The following is a 17,075-nucleotide window of genomic DNA, read 5'->3' as shown; positions in this document are numbered from 1 at the left end:
TGCATCCCTGCGCGCAGCAATTTAAAGTGTACTACCCGGTTAGTTTTGCGTGCGATTATCGAACACTAAGGCGATTTGGCGAATTGACGATTTTTTGTTCACTGCCCAACATCGGTTGCACATCGAGTCCGGCCACTAACCGCCGGGCAAGGTGTTCGACAGAAAAGAACACCAAATAACAAATCCAAAAACGGGTGGAACACATGATTCCTTCACAGACTTCCCGCATGGCTCCGGCCATGAGCACTGCCACGGGTGGCATTGGCGACAAGATCCGCGGCGCCATGGCTGTCGGCAAGACCCGCTGGGGCATGCTGGCGCTGGTGTTTTTTGCCACCACCCTCAACTACATCGACCGCGCCGCCCTCGGCGTCATGCAGCCGATCCTCGCCAAGGAAATGAGCTGGACGGCGATGGATTACGCCAACATCAACTTCTGGTTTCAGGTCGGCTACGCGATCGGTTTTGTCCTGCAGGGACGCCTGATCGACCGGGTCGGCGTCAAGCGTGTGTTCTTCTGCGCCGTGCTGCTCTGGAGTCTGGCCACCGGCGCCCATGGCCTGGCGACTTCGGCGGTCGGCTTCATGGTCTGCCGCTTCATCCTCGGCCTGACGGAAGCGGCCAACTACCCGGCCTGCGTGAAGACCACGCGCCTGTGGTTCCCGGCCGGTGAACGTGCAGTCGCTACCGGCATTTTCAACGCCGGCACCAACGTCGGCGCGATGTTCACGCCGATGCTGCTGCCACTGGTCCTGCATGTGTGGGGCTGGCAAGCGGCGTTCCTCTGCATGGCCGCACTCGGCGGGATCTGGCTGTTGTTCTGGGGCCTGAAATACTTCAATCCGGAAGATCACCCGACGGTGAAACAGTCGGAGCTCGATTACATCCAGCAGCAAGTCGAACCGGAACAGGCGCGCGTGCCGTTCAGCAAGATCCTGCGCATGCGCGGCACCTGGGCCTTCGCCCTCGCCTACTCACTGACCGCGCCGGTGTTCTGGTTCTATCTGTACTGGCTGCCGCCGTTTCTCAATCAGCAATACAACCTCGGCATCAACGTGACGCAGATGGGCATTCCGCTGATCATCATCTACGTCACGGCTGACTTCGGCAGTGTCGGCGGCGGGATTCTGTCGTCGTTCCTGATCGGTCGCGGCATGAATTCGATCAAGGCGCGGCTGCTGTCGATGTTGCTGTTTGCCTGCTGCATCATCGGCGTGGTGATGGCCGCCGGCTCGGCGAACCTGTGGGTGGCGGTGGCGGCGATCTCGCTGGCGATCGGCGCGCATCAGGCCTGGACTGCGAACATCTGGAGCCTGGTGATGGACTACACGCCCAAGCACATGATGAGCACGGTGTTCGGCTTCGGCGGCATGTGCGCGGCGATCGGCGGGATGTTCATGACCCAGATCGTCGGCCACATCCTCACCGTCACCAACAACAACTACACGGTGCTGTTCACGCTGATTCCGGCGATGTACTTCCTCGCACTGACGTGGATGTACTTCATGGCACCGCGCAAGATTCCGACCGTTACCGAATAACCTGCCTGCATACATCCCATTGTGGGAGCGAGCCTGCTCGCGAAGGCGTCACGTCAGCCGCTGAATATGGCGACTGACCCACCGCTTTCGCGAGCAGGCTCGCTCCCACAAGTTGTACCGGGATCCGCTCTTCAGCGCCGGCTCTGCTGCCACGCTGCCGCCAATCCGCTGCAACAGATCACCGCAATACCAATCACCGTCAACCCGCTCGGGGTGTGATTGAACAGCAGCCAGCCCAACAATCCGGCAAAGACAATCTGGCAATAGCCGAACGGCGCCAGCAAGGCTGGTGCTGCGTGACGGAAGGCCTGGGTCAGGAACAGATGCGCCGTCATCCCGCAGCTGCCCAGCGCCAGCATCAGCGCGGCATGAGGCAACGTCGGCACCTGCCAGAAGAACGGCACCAGCGCGCTCATCACCAAGGTATTGCACAGCCCGGCGAAGAAGTTGCTGGTGGTCGGGCTGTCCACTTCGGCGAGCTTGCGCGTCAGCAATTGGTAGAAGCAGAAGAACAGCGCCGAGCAGAACGGCAGCAGGATCGCCGGGGTGAACAGTTCGCCGCCCGGGTGGACGATGATCAGCACGCCGATGAAGCCGCAGATCACCGCGATCCACTGCCCGCGCGTCACCCGTTCCTTGAGCAACGGCACCGACAATGCCGTCACCAATACCGGTGCGAGAAAGTTGACCGCCGTGGCTTCGGCCAGCGGGATGTACAGCAGCGCCGTGGTGAAAAACAGGCTGGTGCCGAGCAGGCACAGGGCACGGGCGAGCTGCCATAACGGTTTTTTGGTGCGCAGCACACGCAAGCCGGACTGCGGCAGGAAAATCCCCGCCATCAACAAGGTGTGCACCACATAGCGCGCCCACACCACCATCACGATCGGATAAAAACCGGAGAGGTATTTCGACAGCGCGTCGTGACTGGAAAACAGGAACGTCGCCACGACAATCAGCAGAATCCCCTTGAAGGGCTGGTTGACACCGGAGAGCGGGGTGCTGACGGTCATTGGCAATCTCTGAAAAAAATCCGGGCGAGCGTTCGCGCTGGCGGCAATCGTTGTGGCAATCATAGTCGGCTGAGCTTTCAGCAACCGCACAGGTTGCACTCTTCTTCGCCGGGAAACCGCCGCCAGGCAAAACCTTGAGGCAAGATTCCCGCCACTTCGGCGCCCGGCCAGTGTGCAACATCACAGACTGCCGTCGAAACAGCGGGTTCATGAATTCGACGGAAGAAATTCCACTCGGGATTGAATTCACGGCCCGCTCGACCGTCAATACCAGGCCCGCACCATGTGGGCGCGTGTGCATGGACGGACGACCGGACTGGCGCCACACTCACACAGCGGCAACACTCATCACCAGCAGATTCATCACCGGCAATAAAAGAGGATTCCCATATGCTATGGAAAAAAGGCCGACGCAGTGACAACGTCGTCGACGCCCGGGGTGATGATGCCGGCGGTGGCGGCGGCATGCGCTTCGGCGGCGGCAAGGGCCTGAGCCTGACGGCCATCGTGCTGATTGTCGGCATCGGCTGGCTCACCGGCCAGGACCCGATGCAGATTCTCGGCCAGTTGACCGGGCAGATGGAGCAGCCGGCGCCCACCTCGCAAACCCGCCAGGCGCCACCGGCCAATGATGAACAGGCTGAATTCGTCCGCTCGATCCTCGGCGACACCGAAGACACCTGGGGTCCGATCTTCCAGCAGGCCGGACGCCAATACAAAGACCCGACACTGGTGCTGTTCAGCAATCGGGTGAACTCCGCGTGCGGCATGGCCACTTCTGCCACCGGCCCGTTCTACTGCCCGGCCGACCAGAAGGTCTATCTGGACATGGCCTTCTTTCAGGAAATGTCGCAGCGCTTCAAAGCCGCCGGCGATTTCGCTCAGGCTTACGTGATTGCGCACGAAGTCGGCCATCATGTGCAGACGCTGCTGGGCGTCTCGGCGAAGATGCAGGCGGCGCGTCAGCAAGGCCGGCAGATGGAGGGCGACGGCGGCTTGCTGGTTCGCCAGGAATTGCAGGCGGACTGTCTCGCCGGTGTCTGGGCGTATAACGCGCAGAAACGCCTGAACTGGCTGGAACCGGGCGACATCGAGGAAGCCTTGAATGCCGCCAACGCCATCGGCGATGATCGCTTGCAGCAACAGGGTCAGGGCCGTGTGGTGCCGGACTCGTTTACCCACGGTACGTCAGCGCAAAGGGTGCGCTGGTTCAAAACCGGATTCGCGCAAGGCCAGGTAAGCCAGTGCGACACCTTCGCGGCGAAAACCCTGTAAATGCATAAATGGCTTGTGGCGTTACTGTTCATCGTCGGCACCGCGCAAGCGGCCGGCGTCGATGCGATCAGCCCCGGTCGCCTGCAACTCAAGGCCGGGGAAATGGCGGTGGGCATCGGCCCGGCACCGGAGAAGATCGAGCGGGTGCTGATCGTCATTCACGGTCGCCTGCGCAACGCCGAGACCTACCGCAAAAGCGCGGAAAGCGCCGCCGAACTCGCCGGGCAGACCGCGCACACGCTGGTGATCGCTCCGCAGTTTCTCAATGAAAGTGACGTCACCCTGTATTCCTTGCCGCCGACGGTGCTGCGCTGGCAGGGCAACGAGTGGATGGGCGGCGGCTTGTCCACCGGGCCAAATCCGCTGAGCTCCTACGCGGCGCTGGATGAAATCGTCGCGCGGGTCAGCGATCGCAAACAGTTTCCGGACGTGAAGCAGATCGTGATCTTCGGCCACTCTGGCGGGGGCCAAGTGGTGCAGCGTTACGCCCTGCTGGCCAAGGATCAGCCAGCGCTCAAGGCCAACGGCATTCGCTTGCGCTATGTGGTGGCCAATCCTTCTTCTTATGCGTACTTCAACGAGCAGCGGCCAGTGGCGTTCGATCACGCGCAATGTCCTGGTTTCAATCGCTGGAAGTACGGCCTGGCGGACATGCCGGTGTATGCCGGCGGGCAAACGCCGTTGCAGGTCGAGAGCGCTTACGTCAAACGCGAGGTGATTTATCTGCTCGGGCAGCAGGACGTCGATCCGGAACATCCGGCGCTGGACAAGAGCTGCGCGGCCGAGGCGCAAGGGGCTTACCGGTTGATGCGCGGAAAAATGTATTTCGGCTACTTACTGCGCCGGCATCCCGAGGGGGTCAATCAGCGGCTGGTGGAGGTGCCTGGAGTCGGGCATGACGGGGATGGAATGCTGACGTCGGCGGAGGGGCAGAAGGCGTTGTTTGATCAGTAGGTTTTTTTGCTGAATTCACCGCCCCCTTCGCGAGCAAGCTCGCTCCCACATAGCTCTATGACATGCACAAAATATGTGTGCACTGAAGATCCAATGTGGGAGCGAGCTTGCTCGCGAAGGGGCCGGCTCAGGCGACGAAGATGTCAGGCAAACAGCATCCGCCGCAACTCAACACAATCCTTCGCATGCCAATCGGTCAACTCCGGCCACGGGTTATCCGGCAGGTTCACCAATACCGTCCGCGCCCCCGCTGCTCGACCGCAATCCAGATCAAAACGGTAATCGCCGACCATCACCATGTCACTGGCCGGCACTTGCCAGGCTTCGGCCAGTTTCAGCAATCCGCCGGGATGTGGTTTCGGTGGTGCTTCGTCGCGACCCAGCACATCCTCAACCGCGAAGCAGTCAGCCAGGCCGATCGCCTCCAGCGTCACGTGCGCCAGCTCACGCGCATTGCGCGTGAGAATGCCGAGGCGATAACCGCGCGCATGCAGGTCGCGCACCAGCTCAACCGCGCCGGTGGCCGGGGTCGAGCCCAGCGCCAGATCGCGTTCGTGCTCGAGCAACCAGGCATGCTTGGCCGCTGCTTCATCCGCTGGCAATGCAGCGAGATGGGTGAGGATGTCGTCCTCTGGCGGAATCGCCAGCGCCACACGAATCGCCGCGAAATCATGCACGGCGACAGTCAGCGTGCCGTCCATGTCGAACACCCAATGACGAACCTCGGTCAGGCTCATGCCCAGTCCTTGCGATGGCGGATCAGGCCTTCCTGAGTCACCGAAGCGACCAGTTGCCCGGCGCGGTTGAACACGCTGCCACGGGAAAAACCACGGGAGTTGCCGGCCCACGGACTGTCCATCGCGTAGAGCAACCAGTCATCGGCGCGCAGGTCGTTGTGGAACCACAGCGCGTGATCGAGGCTGGCGACCTGCATGTCTTTCTGCCAGACCGACTTGCCGTGGGGCAGCATCGACGTGGTCAGCAGGCCGAAGTCCGAGGCGTAGGCCAGCAGGTATTTGTGCAGCGCAGGAATGTCGGCCAGGGCGCCGTCGGCGCGGAACCACACATATTTGATCGGATCGGCCGGTTGCGGGTTGTACGGATCCTTTTCGGTGACCGGGCGTACTTCGATCGGTTTCGGGCACAGCAGTTTTTCACGCATGTGCTCGGGAATCAGGTGCGCACGCTGCTGGATCAACTCCAGCTCCGAGGGCAGGTTTTCCGGGCCGACCACCGCCGGCATCTGGCCCTGATGCTCGAAGCCTTTTTCGTCGTACTGGAACGAAGCGCTGCACGTGAAGATCGGGTGGCCCTTCTGGATCGCCGTCACGCGGCGGGTGCTGAAGCTGCCGCCATCACGCACGCGATCGACCGAATAGACCACCGGCAACTTGGCATCGCCCGGGCGCAGGAAATAACCGTGCAGCGAGTGCACATGGCGCGCCTCTTCCACCGTCTGACTGGCCGCCGACAGCGACTGGCCGAGCACCTGACCGCCGAACAACTGGCGGAACCCCAGATCCTGGCTGCGACCACGGAACAGGTTTTCTTCGATCGGTTCCAGGGTCAGCAGATCGACCAGATCTTCCAGCACTTGGCTCATTCAGACTCTCCTCACACAAAGCAATGGCCGCGCAGTCTTGGCTGCGGCGGACGATTCAGGTTCTGGCACGGGCCAAATACGATGGCGGCCATTGTAAACGTCCGTGTCGGCTTATTCATGCAAGGTTTGCAACCATTGTTCGCGGCTGATGCGATACAGGACATGGCGGCGCAACGGGTGATCGAGCGCAAGCTTGGGGTGATCGAAATCATCCTGCGGATCGTGATGCATGCCGATCGCCTGCATGACCTTCTCCGACTGCGCATTCTGCGCGGCGGTAAACGCGACGATTTCCTCCAGTTTCAACTGGTCGAAACCGGCGCGCAGTGCGGTCCACGCCGCTTCGCTGGCGTAACCCAGGCCCCAGTGTTCCTTGGCCAGCCGCCAGCCGATTTCCACCGCCGGGGTAAACGGCGCATCGAAGCCGACCACGCCCAACCCGGTGAAACCGATGAACTCGCCCGTGTCCTTGCGCTCCAGCGCCCACAGGCCAAAGCCGTGCTCGGCAAAATGTCCGCGCACGCGGCCGATCAATGCGGCGCTTTCGAGCCGGGTCAACGGCGCCGGAAAGTAGCGCATCACCTGCGGATCGGCGCACATCGCGGCGAATGCCGGCAAATCTTCGTCCTGCCATTGACGCATCAACAAGCGCGCGCTTTGCAGCTCCAGTATCGGCTCCATCGTCCCCTCCATTTCCATGCCGTTGAGTCTACATCGCTGGTAGGATCGTTCATTCTTTCCCTGGTTCTGCGCGAAACAAGCCATGCCCTTGCCGTTGATCTACCACGAAGACTACAGCCCCGAGTTTCCCGCGGATCACCGCTTTCCCATGGACAAGTTCCGGCTGCTGCGCGATCACTTGGTCGACAGCGGCCTGACCCGCGACGCCGACCTGCTGCGCCCGCAGATCTGCCCTAACGACATCCTCGCCCTTGCCCATGACCGCAGCTATATCGAACGCTACATGAGCGGCGAGTTGTCCCGCGAAGACCAACGGCGCCTCGGCCTGCCGTGGAACGAAGCGCTGGCGCGGCGCACGGTGCGCGCGGTGGGCGGTTCGATTCTCGCCGCAGAGCAAGCGCTGGAACATGGCCTGGCCTGTCATCTGGCCGGCGGCACCCATCACGCTCACTACGATTACCCCGCCGGCTTCTGCATCTTCAATGACCTGGCGATCATCAGCCAGTACCTGTTACAGAGCGGCCGGGTCAATCGCGTGCTGATCTTCGATTGTGACGTGCATCAGGGCGACGGCACCGCGCGGATTCTGCATGACACGCCGGAGGCGATTACCGTTTCCCTGCACTGCGAAAAGAATTTTCCCGCACGCAAAGCCGAAAGTGACTGGGATATTCCGCTGCCCAAGGGCATGGGCGATGCCGACTATCTGCAGGTGGTCGATGACACGCTCAATTACCTGCTGCCGCTGTATCAACCGGATCTGGTGCTCTACGACGCCGGCGTCGATGTGCACAAGGACGATGCCCTTGGTTATCTGCAACTGACCGACGAGGGCGTAGCCGAGCGCGATGAACGGGTGATGCGCCATTGCCTGGGCCGCGACATTCCGGTGGTCGGGGTGATCGGCGGCGGCTACAGCAAGGACCGCCACGCCCTCGCCCGCCGCCACGGCATCCTCCATCACAGCGCGCAACGAGTGTGGGATTCACACGGCTGTCATTGAAACGTGCTGCGTTACCCACAATCGCTGTGGAACTGCCTGTGGATAACCTGAGTGAAAGGGACTGCAGGCCATGCTGCCCAAGGCGCCCAGCGCACTGTTTATTTTTTAACCAGCCTCGAAATACACCGCAGCCCCGGTGGGAGCGAGCCTGCTCGCGAAAGCTTTAGCACCCACAACATCTAATTGACTGACAGACCGCGTTCGCGAGCAGGCTCGCTCCCACATGGTGTCTCCCACAGGGTTCAGCGCTGTTAGAATGCGCGCCTTGTCCCGCCATACCGCAGCGCACGCCCATGACCCAGAATTCCGCCCCCGCCAACACCCACGTCGCCATCATCGGCGGTGGCCCCGCCGGCCTGATGGCCGCCGAAGTGCTGAGCCAAGCCGGAATCCGCGTCGACGTGTACGACGGCATGCCCTCGGTCGGGCGCAAGTTCCTGCTGGCCGGGGTCGGCGGCATGAACATCACCCATTCCGAAGCCTACCCGGCATTCCTCTCCCGCTACGCTGAGCGCGCACCGCAGATCGCCCCGCTGCTGCGCGCATTCGATGCCGATGCGCTGTGCCAGTGGATTCATGAACTGGGCATCGAAACCTTCATCGGCAGCTCCGGCCGCGTGTTCCCCACCGACATGAAAGCCGCCCCGCTGTTACGCGCCTGGCTCAAGCGCCTGCGCGACAGCGGCGTAGTTATCCACACCCGCCATCGCTGGCTCGGCTGGGACGCAAGCGGTGCACTGCGCATCGCCAGCCCGGAAGGCGAAATCAGCGTAAACCCCGACGCCACCCTGCTCGCCCTCGGCGGCGGCAGTTGGTCGCGCCTGGGCTCGGATGGCGCGTGGATGTTGCCGCTGGAGCAGCGCGGCGTGGATCTGGCACCGTTGCAGCCAAGCAATTGCGGCTTCGAGGTGCAGGCCTGGAGCGAGCTGATGGTGAGCAAATTCGCCGGCGCACCGCTGAAAAACATTGCCATCGGTTTGAACGACGACATCCCGCGCTTGGGCGAATGCGTGATCACCGCGACCGGCATTGAAGGCAGCCTGATCTATGCGCTGTCGGCGCCGATACGCGAGGGAATCAATCGCTACGGCGCAGCGGTTATCCACATCGACCTGCTGCCCGGCCGGCCTGTGGATAAATTACAGGCAGCGCTGAGCAAACCACGTGGCTCGCGCTCGATGGCCAAGCATCTGCACAGTCAGGTGGGGATTGATGGAGTTAAGGCAGCGTTGTTGCGCGAGCTGACCGATGCCGAAACATTCGCCGATCCGGCGCTGTTGGCCCGAGCGATCAAAGCGTTGCCGCTGACTCTGGTGAAAACCCGTCCGCTGGACGAGGCGATCAGCAGCGCTGGTGGAGTGCGGTTCGAAGCGATGGATGAGCGCTTGATGCTCAAGGCGCTGCCGGGGGTGTTTTGTGCGGGCGAGATGCTTGATTGGGAAGCGCCGACGGGAGGGTATTTGCTGACTGGGTGTTTTGCCAGTGGGCGGGCGGCTGGGTTGGGGATGTTGAGCTGGTTAGGGCGCGGGAACTGAGTCGCCCTCGCCCCCTCACCCCAACCCTCTCCCCTAGGAGAGGGAGCCGACCGAGGTGTCTGACGTCATGCACGACCTGAACGATCGTGTCGATTAGGCATTCACAACTGATATATCACGTCGACGTAACTCTCAAGCATTCCCCAATCAGTCCCCTCTCCCTCCGGGAGAGGGTTAGGGTGAGGGGCTTTTGATCTTTGATCTCAAGGCTTGCGCTTGCGCGGTCCAGTATTGAACACCGGCACTTTGCGCACCGGCTTGATCGATGGCTCCGGTGCCGAGGTCTCGCCGCTGTCGACCCACTTGCCCAGATTGCGCTTACCACCGCCACCGCCCGACGCTTTCGGCTTCTTCGGTTTCTTCGGCTTCTTGATCACCTGACCGCTGGCATCGGTGTCCGGCACGCGGTGCTCGGGTTCGAAATCCGGTTCGTTCTGGCGCTTCAGGTTCTGCCGCGTCAGCATCTCGATTGCCGACAACATGTTCACTTCATCGGCACACACCAGCGAAATCGCCTCACCGGTGGCACCCGCGCGACCAGTGCGGCCGATGCGGTGAATGTAATCCTCGGCGACGATCGGCAGATCGAAGTTGACCACCAGCGGCAGATCTTCGATGTCCAAACCACGGGCGGCAACGTCGGTCGCGACCAGAATTTGCACTTCGCTGAGCTTGAACCGGTCCAGCGCGCGCTGGCGCGTAGCCTGCGGTTTGTCGCCATGGATGCCGTCAGCATTCACACCGAGGCCCTGAAGTTTTTCCACCAGCGCATCGACGCCATTGCGGGTCTTGGCGAACACCAGCACCTGCTTCCACTTGTTCTTGCGCATCAAGTGCACGAACAGTTCAGCCTTGCGCTTCTTGTCGACGGTGACGATCCACTGCTTGACCGTGTTGGCGGCGACGTTGCGCGGGCTGACTTCGACACTCAGCGGATCATTGAGCATCTGCCCGGCGAGCAGGCGGATGTCATCGGAGAAGGTCGCGGAGAACAGCAGGGTCTGGCGCTTTTTCGGCAGCATGCGGTAAATGTTCGCCAGTTCTTCCGAGAAGCCCAGGTCGAGCATCCGGTCGGCTTCATCCAGCACCAGCGTTTGCAGCTGATTGAGTTTCAGCGCGTTCTGGCGAAACAGGTCGATCAAGCGACCGGGCGTGGCGACCAGCACATCGACGCCGCCGCGCAGCTTCATCATCTGCGGGTTGATGCTGACACCGCCATACACCGCGTAAGTACGCAGCGGCAGATTTTCCGCGTACTGGCGCACGGCTTCGTGGACCTGCTCGGCCAACTCGCGGGTCGGCACCAGAATCAGCGCACGCGCCGAGTTGGCGGTGACTTTCGGCCCTTCCATGGCCAGCAACTGCAACAGCGGCAAGGCGAAACCGGCAGTTTTACCGGTGCCGGTCTGGGCCGCTGCCATCAGGTCGCGACCGGCCAGCACCGCCGGAATGGCTTGCGCCTGCACCGGCGTCGGGGTCTGGTAGCCGAGCGTCTCGAGGGAGCGCAGCAAGGGTTCGATCAGGCCAAGGGAGGCGAAAGTCATGGGAGTACCGTAGGAAAAAATGACGCGGGGATGCAATGCCGCGCAGTTTACCCTAATTCGTACGCGCTTCCGTCGGAACGGCTTTCGCCTCTTCCACGGGTGGCTGCGCAGGTCGACGCCACTGCGGCAGGCTGATCAGCAGCACCGCGCTGATGATCACCAGCATCGCCAGCGCTTCTTCGATGCCGATGGTCTCGCCGACAAACACCACGCCGAGCAACACCGCCACCGCCGGATTGACGTAGGCATAACTGGTCGCTGCCGCCGGGCGCACGTGTTTGAGCAGATACATGTAGGAATTGAAGGCGATGATCGAGCCAAAGAAAATCAGATAGGCCAGCGCCAGCCACCCTTCGAGCGGCGGCATGGCTTGCAGGTGCTCGCCACTCAGCGCACTGCCGATCAGCAAGACCACGCCGCCGACGAGCATTTCCACCGCACTGGCCATCGCCCCTGCTGGCAGCGGCAGATGCTTGCTCCACACCGAACCGAACGCCCAGCTCGCCGCCGCGAAAATCAGCAACATCGCACCGAGCGGGCTCGATTGCAGGTTGGAACCCATGTTGAGCATGGCGATGCCAATAATCCCCAACGCGACACCCGCCCACTCCAGCCGCGTATTGCGCGCGCCCCAGAAGTAGCCGAACAACAAGGTGAACAGTGGCACCGTCGCCACCGCCAGCGCAGCAACGCCGGAAGCCACGCCAGTGTGCTCCGCCACGCTCACAGCGCCATTCCCAAAACTGAGCAGCAGAATGCCGACCAGCCCCGCCGCTTTCCAATGCGCCCAGGTCGGCGCAGGAGCACCGCGCCAGCGCAGCCAGGCGTACATCAAGCTGCCGGCAATGACGAAGCGCACCCCGGCCAGCAACAGCGGCGGCCAGTATTCGACGCCGATGCGAATCACCAGATAGGTCGATCCCCAAATCACGTACAACGCAAAAAACGCAGCGATCAACGGCAGGGAAAAACGGCGCAAGGCAGGCATGGGCAGCTCGACAGTCAGATTTCTGTGGACCGGTCATTCTAGAAAGGCCGCCGCGCAAAAATAAGTTACAAAACCTGTTTTTCGCGCCGGTACACTTTTGCATGAAAGCAGCTGAGACCGACAAGGTCCTTGTGGGAGCGAGCTTGCTCGCGAAGGCGGTGTATCAGCAGACATCCATCTTGGATCGTTCCTACGCTCCGCGTGGGAATGCCTCAACGGACGCTCTGCGTTCGGCTTTGAAAGGGACGCCGAGCGTCCTGGACTTCATTCCCACGCAGAGCGTGGGAACGATCAGTCGGAGTGCCTGGCATCAGCGATAACGCTGCAAATGCTCGCCGACTTTCGCCGCAGGGACTTTCTGCAATTTGCACAGCAGGTCGTGATTCAACTCGCGCACCCCGTGCTTGCCGCGCAACTCTTGCGCCAGATGCGCCATCAGATTGGCCGCCATCTCGGCGTCGGCCATGGCCCGGTGAGCCTGGCCCGTATGCGGCAACTGCGCGAACGTGGTGAGCGTGCCGAGCTTGTGATTCGGCGCCGCCGGCATCAGGCGCCGCGCCAGCAGCAGTGAACAGGCAAAATTCTGCAGGCGTGTGCGTTTGATCTGCCCCAGTTCGAAATCCCAGAACTTCTGGTCGAACGAGGCGTTGTGCGCCAACAGCGGCGTACAACCGACGAATTCGTTGACCTCTTCCATCACCCGCTCGGCCGGCGGCGCGGTGCGCAGCATGGCGTTGCTGATGCCGGTCAGTTGCTCGATGAACGCGGGGACGCGCACGCCGGCGTTCATCAGGCTCTGGTAACGCTCGACGATGCGGCCGTTTTCCAGCATGACCACGGCGATTTCCGTGGCGCGGCAGCTGCTGTTCGGCGACAGGCCGGTGGTTTCAAAGTCGATGACTGCAATGCGTTCCAAACCGGGGTGTACTCCGTTCAAATCTGTTGTTCAGCTCAGCTCTTGAGCAACAGCGCGCCTTCGATCGGCACGTAGCGGCTGGCGGCGCGGATCAGCGAGTTGGCGGTCAGGCCGGGCACGCCGTAGGCGACTGCTTGCACGCCGTGCTTGTTGATGATGCGTTCGAGCAGCATGTCGAAATCGCCGTCACCGGAGGCCAGCACCACTTCGTCGACATGGTCGGCGGCGTCCATGATGTCCAGGGTAATGCCCACGTCCCAGTCGCCCTTGGCCGAGCCGTCGCTGCGCTGGATGTAGGGCTTGAGCTTCACGGTAAAACCGAGGTTGCGCAGGATCTGCTGAAACTGCTGCTGCTTGCTGTCGCCACGGTCGATCGCGTAGGCGTAAGCCTCGACGATCTGCCCGTTCTTGCTGATGTCGGCCCACAATGCGGCGTAGTTGAAGTGGCAACCATAGGCCTGACGCACGGTGTAGTAGAGGTTCTGCACATCGGCGAACACTGCGATTTTTTTCACCGGAGTTCCTGTGAGCGTGCAAGCGCACGAAGCGGGGTCAGGCGATCAGGCCCGAAAAAGGCGCTCAGTATGCCAGCCCGAAGGAGGGTTCCGCGAATAATCGGCCACAGGCGCAAAGGTGCTGCTGACGAGTGGTGAGTGTGGCGAGGGGATTCATCCCCGTTGGGCTGCGCAGCAGTCCTCGCTCCAATCAGGAAAAGCGGGGCTGCTGCGCAGCCCAGCGGGGATAAATCCCCTCGCCACAGTGTACATGTCAGCCTTCAGAGACTATGTCTGCCTTCAAAGGCGATGTCAGACAAAGGAGTCGTCGTCATCGAAGAACGACGAATTGTCGCTGCTGTAATCGGCGTCGCTGAAACCGCCCTGGTCATTGCCAGAGAAGCCGTTGTCCGCCACGCGCTGATCATCGCCCCAGCCGTTGTTGCTTTGATCGGCGACCTGCGCCGGTTCTTCCTTGATGACCTCGACGATTTCTTCCGGTTGCTGATTGTGGTGGAACAGGCTGCTGATGCCCTGCGCCAGCATCACACCGCCGGCCACGCCTGCAGCGGTTTTCAGCGCGCCGCCGAGGAAGCTGTTGCCCGCCGCCGGGGCTGCCTGCTGCGCATAGTTGGGCGGCGCGGCGCCGAAGTTCTGTTGCGGTGCCGGAGTCTGGTAGCTCTGCTGCGGTGCCGGTTCACGCCAGCCGCCGGAGGACGACGGTGCGGCGCTCTGGCTCGGCGCCGGACGTGAATTGCCGCCGCCAAAGATACTCGACAGGAAGCCACCGCCACCGCTGGATGCCGGTGCGCCGCTCTGGGCCTTGGCCGATTGCAGCTCGGCCTGCAGGCGCTGGACTTGCTGGGTCAGTTGCTTGTTCTGCTCGTCGAGGCTTTTCAGCGCGGCCTCTTGAACCAGAATCGCCTGGGTCATGAAATAACCTGCCGCCGGTTGGCGCGTCAGGTGTTCCTTGATCCGCGCCTCGGCCTGGGCGTCGCGCGGGGCTGCCTCCGTTTCGGCCTGTTGCAGCCGGGAAAACAGTCCATCGATCAGGGTTTGCTCTTCGCTGTTCATGGCGACCTCGTAGATTGCCGGTAATAACGTGCCCGCGCCCACTCCGGGTGCGGTGCTCTCCTGTAATGGAGACAGTGACAAAACGTTTCAATGGCCTTTACCGAATGTTTACGTTTGTGTCGCCCCGCGTTGCATCGGTTAAAGTGAGCCACTGTTTTCGACCTGCGATACCGACTGATGAATGCCCTCGAAGTACTGCGCGACTCTTTGTATTTTTTCAAACGCCATCTGGGCAGCATCGTGCAGTTGTGCCTGCCGCTGGTGATTGTCGAAGCTTTCTTGCAGCAGGCGGTCGATCACGCCACCGGGCCGGACACCTTCGCCGGCGTCAGCATCATCGTCGGCCTGCTGGTGTATCCGCTTTACACCGCCGCGCTGATCCTGTTTCTCGATGCACGCAGCCGTGGCGAGTCGCCGCGCAACCGTGACCTGCTGGCGATGGCCGCAACCCTGTGGCCGCGCTTCGCGGTGCTGACCGCGCTCAATACCTTGCTGATTCTGCTTGGTCTGTCGTTGTACTTCCTGCCGGGCCTGATGCTGATGGTCATGCTCGCCTTCGCCGAATACCTGCTGGTGCTGCGCGGCCTCGGGCCGTTGCAGGCGATGAAGGAAAGCCTTCGCCTGACCCGTGGACACTTCTGGCGCATCCTGCTGTGCATTCTCTGCGTGATGACACCGTTGTGGCTGCTCAAGGGCGCGACGCTGGCGGTGTACCCCGAACCGCAGAATCCGCTGATTGCCGGGCTGATCGACAGCGCTCACAGCTTCCTGCAACTGTTCACCAGTGTGGTGCTGTTCCGTCTGTTCATGCTGATCAGCGAATTGCCTGACAAACGTAACGGCGCAGTCTGACCGCGCCGTGCTTGGGCTTCGTCGCTGCCGTCAGGTATGCTCGGGGCCACTTTCTGTAACGCTATAAGCCGAGCCATGACCCGTCTGCTGCGCTACACCCTGCTCCTCGTCATCCTCGCCGTCGTCCTGTTCGGTGTGCTGCTGTTCAGCCTGACCTGGCGCCCCGATGCCCGCGAAACCCTGCCGGTCAGTTGCGGCATCACCGCGCCGACACTGGTGCCCGGGCAAGCACTGAAAGTCATGACCTGGAACGTGCAGTTCCTCGCCGGCAAGCGCTACGTGTTCTGGAATGATCTGGCCGAAGGCGACGATGAAGCGCCGACCGCCGAAGACATGGCGTTCAGCCTCGACGAAGTAGCGCGGGTGATCCGTGACGAACAACCCGATGTGGTGCTGTTGCAGGAGCTCGACGACGGCGCCAAGGCCAGCGATTACCAGAACCAGCTCAAACTGTTGCAGGAACGCGTCGCCGACCTGTATCCGTGCAGTGCCAGCGCCTTCGACTGGAAAGCCGATTTCGTCCCCGAGCCACATATCTACGGCAGCGTCGGCCGCCAGTTGGCCACGCTGAGCCGCTATCGCATCGAACACGCCGAACGCCTGCAACTGCCCGTCGCCCCGAGCAACTTCATCAGCCGCCAGTTCCAGCCCAAAGACGCTTTGCTCGCAGTCAAACTGCCGCTCAGCGATGGCGGACAACTGACCGTGTTCAACACCCACTTGCAGCGCGCCAGCCAGGCGGACGGCAACGTGCAGGCGCAAGTGGCTGCCGTGGCCAAAGTCCTCGACAAGTATGAAAGCCAAGGCCTGCCGTGGCTGATCGGTGGCGATTTCAATCTGCTGCCGCTGGGCCAGTATCGACGCCTGCCGGTCGAGCGGCGCACGCCCTACTCTGCCGACAGCGAACTGCATCTGCTGTGGGACAAGTACCCGATGATCCCGACCAACAACGAGGCCGGCGGCATCGACCGGGCCAAATGGCTGACCCATTACCCCAACGACCCCGGCCTCAACGGCCCGGATCGCACGGTGGATTATCTGTTCTACAGCCCGAAGCTCAAACGCCTGCAAGCGCAGGTGCGGCAGGACGATACCTTGCGCATCTCCGACCATTTGCCGGTGATTGCGCGGTTCCTCCTGCCCGCTGCGCCCTGAGCGCTTTGCCCTTATAAGCCGGGCGGAACGTAGCCCGGAACATAGCGGACATTGGCGCACTTGCCATGCAGTATTCGCCCGTCTTCAATCAGGAACTTGGCGATCTTCTTCTGTTGATTGATCTTCGCCTGCAACTTGCAGGTAGAACTGTGGCCGACCTGTTGATAGTGCTCGGTGTACACCATGCCATTGCCGGTATGGGTCATCGAAGTGCCGGCCGCTTCGGTGGTGGTCCAGCTCGCGGACTTGTGCCAGGTCAGTACGGCCAAGGGTTCGCCGTTCGGGCCGGTTTCCTTTGCCATCGCGTCGGGCGTGCCGAACAGGTCCAGTGCTTCCTGCATATCACGGCCTTCCCAGCGGCTCTGCGCGATAGTGGAACAGCCGCTCAAGAGCAATCCTGCCAGCAGGGTTGCCAGCCATAAACGTGTGTAAGTCATTGGATGCCTCGGC

At 61.8% G+C, this 17,075-nt stretch carries 17 protein-coding genes; 7 read left to right on the top strand and 10 right to left on the bottom strand.

The window, feature by feature from the left end:
- The first annotated feature begins 203 nt into the window (after nucleotides 1-203).
- Nucleotides 204-1,541: an MFS transporter gene (locus D8U82_RS12160; protein WP_024014417.1), complete on the top strand. Its 1,338-nt coding sequence runs from the start codon at nucleotides 204-206 to the stop codon at nucleotides 1,539-1,541.
- Between the two features lie 131 nt (nucleotides 1,542-1,672).
- Here D8U82_RS12160 and D8U82_RS12150 read toward each other — a convergent pair whose 3' ends face one another.
- A complete protein-coding gene (locus D8U82_RS12150; RefSeq protein ID WP_041477756.1) occupies nucleotides 1,673-2,551 on the bottom strand; it encodes a DMT family transporter in 879 nt (292 codons plus the stop codon).
- 390 nt (nucleotides 2,552-2,941) lie between these two features.
- Here D8U82_RS12150 and D8U82_RS12145 point away from each other — a divergent pair, with 390 nt between their 5' ends.
- On the top strand, nucleotides 2,942-3,826 hold the full coding sequence (locus D8U82_RS12145; RefSeq protein WP_016773076.1) for a neutral zinc metallopeptidase: 885 nt from the start codon (nucleotides 2,942-2,944) through the stop codon (nucleotides 3,824-3,826).
- Nucleotides 3,827-4,780, top strand: coding sequence for an alpha/beta fold hydrolase (locus D8U82_RS12140; RefSeq protein WP_130887736.1), 954 nt, complete (start codon nucleotides 3,827-3,829; stop codon nucleotides 4,778-4,780).
- A 143-nt stretch (nucleotides 4,781-4,923) separates the two neighbouring features.
- Here D8U82_RS12140 and D8U82_RS12135 read toward each other — a convergent pair whose 3' ends face one another.
- The 3 genes from D8U82_RS12135 to D8U82_RS12125 form a co-directional block, all read right to left on the bottom strand.
- Nucleotides 4,924-5,517, bottom strand: coding sequence for an HAD family hydrolase (locus tag D8U82_RS12135; protein ID WP_016773074.1), 594 nt, complete (start codon nucleotides 5,515-5,517; stop codon nucleotides 4,924-4,926).
- Nucleotides 5,514-6,383 carry an acyl-CoA thioesterase II gene (gene tesB, locus D8U82_RS12130; protein ID WP_016773073.1) on the bottom strand — a complete coding sequence of 290 codons (870 nt, stop codon included), beginning with the start codon at nucleotides 6,381-6,383 and terminating at the stop codon, nucleotides 5,514-5,516. The genes D8U82_RS12135 and tesB overlap by 4 nt, the downstream gene beginning before the upstream one ends.
- A 111-nt stretch (nucleotides 6,384-6,494) precedes the next feature.
- Nucleotides 6,495-7,064 (bottom strand): GNAT family N-acetyltransferase, encoded by a 570-nt coding sequence (locus tag D8U82_RS12125; RefSeq protein WP_016773072.1) that lies wholly within the window; start codon nucleotides 7,062-7,064, stop codon nucleotides 6,495-6,497.
- Nucleotides 7,065-7,146: 82 nt separating this feature from the next.
- On the opposite strand from D8U82_RS12125, the gene D8U82_RS12120 reads away from it, so the two are divergent.
- Nucleotides 7,147-8,067 carry a histone deacetylase gene (locus D8U82_RS12120; RefSeq protein WP_016773071.1) on the top strand — a complete coding sequence of 307 codons (921 nt, stop codon included), beginning with the start codon at nucleotides 7,147-7,149 and terminating at the stop codon, nucleotides 8,065-8,067.
- A 293-nt stretch (nucleotides 8,068-8,360) separates the two neighbouring features.
- Nucleotides 8,361-9,602, top strand: coding sequence for a TIGR03862 family flavoprotein (locus tag D8U82_RS12115; protein ID WP_130902268.1), 1,242 nt, complete (start codon nucleotides 8,361-8,363; stop codon nucleotides 9,600-9,602).
- Nucleotides 9,603-9,805: 203 nt separating this feature from the next.
- Here the strand turns inward: D8U82_RS12115 and D8U82_RS12110 are convergent, their stop codons facing one another.
- The 5 genes from D8U82_RS12110 to D8U82_RS12085 all read right to left on the bottom strand — a co-directional run bounded on the left by D8U82_RS12110 (nucleotide 9,806) and on the right by D8U82_RS12085 (nucleotide 14,618).
- The gene (locus tag D8U82_RS12110) at nucleotides 9,806-11,146 is read right to left on the bottom strand and encodes a DEAD/DEAH box helicase (protein WP_024014423.1); all 1,341 of its coding nucleotides are present in this window, start codon (nucleotides 11,144-11,146) and stop codon (nucleotides 9,806-9,808) included.
- Nucleotides 11,147-11,198: 52 nt separating this feature from the next.
- Complete coding sequence (gene yedA, locus D8U82_RS12105; protein ID WP_130902267.1) at nucleotides 11,199-12,134, bottom strand: drug/metabolite exporter YedA; 936 nt, start codon at nucleotides 12,132-12,134, stop codon at nucleotides 11,199-11,201.
- Nucleotides 12,135-12,444: 310 nt separating this feature from the next.
- The gene (locus tag D8U82_RS12100) at nucleotides 12,445-13,050 is read right to left on the bottom strand and encodes a 3'-5' exonuclease (RefSeq protein WP_123443291.1); all 606 of its coding nucleotides are present in this window, start codon (nucleotides 13,048-13,050) and stop codon (nucleotides 12,445-12,447) included.
- Between the two features lie 35 nt (nucleotides 13,051-13,085).
- Nucleotides 13,086-13,565 carry an NYN domain-containing protein gene (locus D8U82_RS12095; RefSeq protein WP_056790604.1) on the bottom strand — a complete coding sequence of 160 codons (480 nt, stop codon included), beginning with the start codon at nucleotides 13,563-13,565 and terminating at the stop codon, nucleotides 13,086-13,088.
- A gap of 291 nt (nucleotides 13,566-13,856) precedes the next feature.
- Entirely contained in the window at nucleotides 13,857-14,618 is a 762-nt protein-coding gene (locus D8U82_RS12085) for a DUF2076 domain-containing protein (protein WP_125925951.1), read from the bottom strand.
- 177 nt (nucleotides 14,619-14,795) lie between these two features.
- On the opposite strand from D8U82_RS12085, the gene D8U82_RS12080 reads away from it, so the two are divergent.
- Both D8U82_RS12080 and D8U82_RS12075 read left to right on the top strand, forming a co-directional pair.
- Nucleotides 14,796-15,470 (top strand): YciC family protein, encoded by a 675-nt coding sequence (locus tag D8U82_RS12080; protein WP_016773061.1) that lies wholly within the window; start codon nucleotides 14,796-14,798, stop codon nucleotides 15,468-15,470.
- 75 nt (nucleotides 15,471-15,545) lie between these two features.
- Nucleotides 15,546-16,625 carry an endonuclease/exonuclease/phosphatase family protein gene (locus D8U82_RS12075; RefSeq protein WP_125925950.1) on the top strand — a complete coding sequence of 360 codons (1,080 nt, stop codon included), beginning with the start codon at nucleotides 15,546-15,548 and terminating at the stop codon, nucleotides 16,623-16,625.
- A gap of 11 nt (nucleotides 16,626-16,636) precedes the next feature.
- On the opposite strand, the gene D8U82_RS12070 is transcribed toward D8U82_RS12075, so the two are convergent.
- Nucleotides 16,637-17,062, bottom strand: coding sequence for a hypothetical protein (locus D8U82_RS12070; protein ID WP_130902266.1), 426 nt, complete (start codon nucleotides 17,060-17,062; stop codon nucleotides 16,637-16,639).
- Nucleotides 17,063-17,075 lie beyond the last annotated feature (13 nt).

This window comes from Pseudomonas sp. Sample_23, assembly GCF_004307595.1.
In the GTDB taxonomy this organism is placed as follows: Bacteria; Pseudomonadota; Gammaproteobacteria; order Pseudomonadales; family Pseudomonadaceae; genus Aquipseudomonas; species Aquipseudomonas atacamensis.
The sequence above is the reverse complement of the archived record's forward strand: the minus strand, read 5'-3'. Positions and strand labels throughout refer to the sequence as shown.

Coding starts and splice junctions, on each gene's coding strand:
- D8U82_RS12125 (WP_016773072.1), bottom strand. CDS start 7,064: ATGGAGCCGATACTGGAGCTGCAAAGCGCGCGCTTGTTGATGCGTCAA.
- D8U82_RS12115 (WP_130902268.1), top strand. CDS start 8,361: ATGACCCAGAATTCCGCCCCCGCCAACACCCACGTCGCCATCATCGGC.
- D8U82_RS12080 (WP_016773061.1), top strand. CDS start 14,796: ATGAATGCCCTCGAAGTACTGCGCGACTCTTTGTATTTTTTCAAACGC.
- D8U82_RS12145 (WP_016773076.1), top strand. CDS start 2,942: ATGCTATGGAAAAAAGGCCGACGCAGTGACAACGTCGTCGACGCCCGG.
- D8U82_RS12160 (WP_024014417.1), top strand. CDS start 204: ATGATTCCTTCACAGACTTCCCGCATGGCTCCGGCCATGAGCACTGCC.
- D8U82_RS12085 (WP_125925951.1), bottom strand. CDS start 14,618: ATGAACAGCGAAGAGCAAACCCTGATCGATGGACTGTTTTCCCGGCTG.
- D8U82_RS12150 (WP_041477756.1), bottom strand. CDS start 2,551: ATGACCGTCAGCACCCCGCTCTCCGGTGTCAACCAGCCCTTCAAGGGG.
- D8U82_RS12120 (WP_016773071.1), top strand. CDS start 7,147: ATGCCCTTGCCGTTGATCTACCACGAAGACTACAGCCCCGAGTTTCCC.
- D8U82_RS12070 (WP_130902266.1), bottom strand. CDS start 17,062: ATGACTTACACACGTTTATGGCTGGCAACCCTGCTGGCAGGATTGCTC.
- yedA (WP_130902267.1), bottom strand. CDS start 12,134: ATGCCTGCCTTGCGCCGTTTTTCCCTGCCGTTGATCGCTGCGTTTTTT.
- D8U82_RS12075 (WP_125925950.1), top strand. CDS start 15,546: ATGACCCGTCTGCTGCGCTACACCCTGCTCCTCGTCATCCTCGCCGTC.
- D8U82_RS12140 (WP_130887736.1), top strand. CDS start 3,827: ATGCATAAATGGCTTGTGGCGTTACTGTTCATCGTCGGCACCGCGCAA.
- tesB (WP_016773073.1), bottom strand. CDS start 6,383: ATGAGCCAAGTGCTGGAAGATCTGGTCGATCTGCTGACCCTGGAACCG.
- D8U82_RS12110 (WP_024014423.1), bottom strand. CDS start 11,146: ATGACTTTCGCCTCCCTTGGCCTGATCGAACCCTTGCTGCGCTCCCTC.
- D8U82_RS12135 (WP_016773074.1), bottom strand. CDS start 5,517: ATGAGCCTGACCGAGGTTCGTCATTGGGTGTTCGACATGGACGGCACG.